Raw genomic sequence first — 2,338 nt, 5'->3', positions numbered from 1 at the left:
TCGACCAGTGGCCGACGATAGGCCAGTTGATGCCGGTGGTCTACTCGCCGAAGAATCCCGACAACTGGAGGCTGGTACCGCCCGAGCCGCCCCAGCTTTCCGATACCGTCTGATGACCCTCGAGGTTGTGGGCGGGTGCGGCGGTCGATCTCGCCATCGACACCGTGGCGGGCGAGATCACTTCTCGCTGAACAACTTCACCCCCCCGACAGTGGGCGTGACATGACGGTGAGCCGGGCGCCGTACCGGGGCACAACTCCGCCGCGTCCGGTCCCTGTCATGGGCATCCCGAGCATCCCGGGCATCCCGGACCCCACGGCCTCGCCCGCCTCGCTGGTGGGTAATGTGGCCAACGGAGTGTGTGACAGCGCCGTGACGTCAGTGGCAGCCGGTGCGGCCCAGGCCGCGGGCACCGACATCGGGCCGATGGAACCCGCGCTGCGCATAGCCGCCACCACGCGGCCGCCGGCCGACAGCCCGCCCCTGGACGCCTCACTGACCATGTTCACCGAGTTGAGCCCCGCGGCGAGCGTGATCGGCGAAGATTCCGACGTCATAGTCGCTTCTTTGGTGAAATCGGCGATCATCTTTTGGTTCCCGAGGGCCCCGTTGACCAGCGCGACTCCGTTACGGGAAACTGACATCCCGTCGAAGATGGCGAACAAGCCGTCCAGGACAGTGAAGTCTTCGGGCACCAGGATGCCGCCGGGGATGATGCCGCCAGCGGCCGCCACGGGCGTCGTTGTCGCTGCGTTGGCGGCGGCTTGGGCGGTCGCCATGGGCTGAGCGGACAATCCGGCCGGGTCGACAGGCGATTGCGGGGAGGTGAACGGCGCCAACTTCGCCGCCGTCGCCGAGGCGGCGGCGTAGCCGTACATCGCGGCGGCGTCTTGGGCCCACATCTGGGCGTAGGCGGCCTCGGTGGCCATGATCGCCGGGGTGTTTTGGCCGAAGAAGTTCGTCGCTACGAGCGACGCCAACTGCGTGCGGTTGGCCGCGACCGCTGGCGGGGGCACTGTGCTCGCCCGCGCCTGCTCGAATGCTGCCACCGCAGCCCAGGCCTGCGCGGATGTTTGGCTTGCCCGTGCGGCGCTGGTGGTCAACCATTCCACGTAGGGGGTGACTGCGGCCGCCATCGACTCCGACACCGGACCCCGCCAATGCAAGCTGGTCAGGAGCGAGACCATCGATCGGCAATTCTCAGCGCTGGAATGCAATTCAGCAGATAACTGATCCCAGGCCACCGCAGCGGCCGTCAGCGAGCCTGCCCCCGGGCCGCTGTACATCAGGCCGGAGTTGACCTCCGGCGGAAACATCGCGAAATCTGTCAACATTCTCGTCCCTTTGAGCAATTGGTTGTTTTGGTCGGCAAATAGGCGGACTTGACACGCGGATCAAGCCTTGAGTCTTCGGCAGCCGCCGGATCAATCCCGGCCGTCGTGGTTGAGGCTGGCCGCCCTCGGCGGTCCGCGCCCGACTGGTGCACCAAATGGTGTCGCAAAAACGCCGTAGGACAACCCATGTGGTGATGGATTGCGATTCAGCGCAGTGTGCGGCAACGTGACCTCACATCGGTGTATGAGTTCACCGCAAAGCGGGAGCCGCGATGCGTGCTAGACAACGACCGCCCACATAGTCGGGGAATTCCACTCGCGGCGCCGCGGCCCGCGGACAGGCCTTCGTGGTCCCAACATCCAGGGTGCGCCACCGCCTAATCCCGCAACCGCCGTCAAGCCCGGGCAGTGCTTCGGCACCGCGAACAACCGGCTGCGTGCGCGGCCTTGGGCCGCGCCGAGAACGCCAGACCCTCGCTGGCCCTCGGCCGTTTCCGCGGCCCCGTTGTCTCCGTCGCGATCGCCATTTTCTCTATCACCCAGATCGATCGCCGATACGAACGAACTACAGCGTCATAAGGCCAGTTCTTCATTGCGAAGCCGTTCTTCAACGCGATGCCGTTCTTGAACGCGACGCCGTGAGGATCGCAAGACCGCGTGAGTATCACTTGCGAGACGCGTGAATTTTTTGCGTTGATCACGTGAAATCTGCATGATGCAGTTGACCGAGCTTGCGCCAACGCGGACGAAACCCCACCCGCTGACAAGGGTGGCCTCCGCATGGGGGTGGCTCGGAGAGTCCCGCATCCAATGCCCGAGTCGCGGTGAGAGAGGCGGTTGCGCACGCCCGAGAACGGCTGCGGCGCCGTCCTAGCCGTGGGCGATGCGCAGGAGCTGCGCGAGCTCCGGCAATTTGACGCGTGGACGCCCGCGCGGTTCACCGGCGGCACGCTCGTAGGCGTCGATGAGTTCCCAGTGGGCGTCGGTGACCAGCTTGGGCTGGC

The 2,338-nt window shown here is 65.9% G+C and carries 2 protein-coding genes and 1 pseudogene; 1 reads left to right on the top strand and 2 read right to left on the bottom strand.

The genetic code is table 11. The features are described from left to right. A pseudogene (locus AC2VON_RS24390) lies at window positions 1-113 on the top strand (hypothetical protein); the annotation flags it as partial. Window positions 114-197: 84 nt separating this feature from the next. Here the strand turns inward: AC2VON_RS24390 and AC2VON_RS24385 are convergent. Together AC2VON_RS24385 and AC2VON_RS24380 are read right to left on the bottom strand one after the other, a co-directional pair. After that, window positions 198-1,334, bottom strand: coding sequence for a PPE family protein (locus AC2VON_RS24385; RefSeq protein ID WP_486955139.1), 1,137 nt, complete (start codon window positions 1,332-1,334; stop codon window positions 198-200). An 870-nt stretch (window positions 1,335-2,204) separates the two neighbouring features. Further along, the coding region (locus tag AC2VON_RS24380) for a hypothetical protein (RefSeq protein WP_486955140.1) at window positions 2,205-2,338 on the bottom strand (134 nt) is incomplete at its 5' end.

The sequence above is a fragment of the Mycobacterium sp. TH-M82 genome, assembly GCF_057473605.1.
The sequence above is the reverse complement of the archived record's forward strand: the minus strand, read 5'-3'. Positions and strand labels throughout refer to the sequence as shown.